Below are 415 nucleotides of genomic sequence, written 5' to 3'. Positions count from 1 at the left end.
ATCCGGCGCCCGCCGCCGTCGAGCTGGACGACGATCAGGCCCTGCTCCTCCATATAGCCGAGCAGCCGCTGCGCCCTTCGCAGCGAATGCGAGCCATAAGCCCGCGCGATCGCGGCGTCGCCGGGACACGGCCATCCTTCCTTCGCCGCACGCGCGATCATCATGAACACGCCCTGCATGTCGTCGGGCAAAATGGAAGCGCGCAGCGACACGTCCTGCCAGGCGTCGTCCCCGGCGATGTCAGCACCGAGCCCGGCGCGCGCATGCGTCAGCATGCGGCGAAACTCGTTGAGATCGGGCACCGCTGCGCCGAGACCCTCGATGCGGCAGCGGACCACGAACTCCTGATAGAGCACGCCGATGGCGCGGAAGCCGGCGTCGGGCTCGGCAAGCACGGCGCGCAGCGTACGATCCA

The 415-nt window shown here is 69.2% G+C and carries 1 pseudogene; it reads right to left on the bottom strand.

Annotated features, from left to right (window positions below):
* Positions 1 to 415: pseudogene (locus tag MOV75_RS42000) on the bottom strand (ATP-binding protein); the annotation flags it as partial.

Source organism: Bradyrhizobium sp. PRIMUS42 (assembly GCF_023006515.1).
Classification (GTDB): Bacteria; Pseudomonadota; Alphaproteobacteria; order Rhizobiales; family Xanthobacteraceae; genus Bradyrhizobium.
This window is presented reverse-complemented; position numbering and strand designations above follow the sequence as displayed.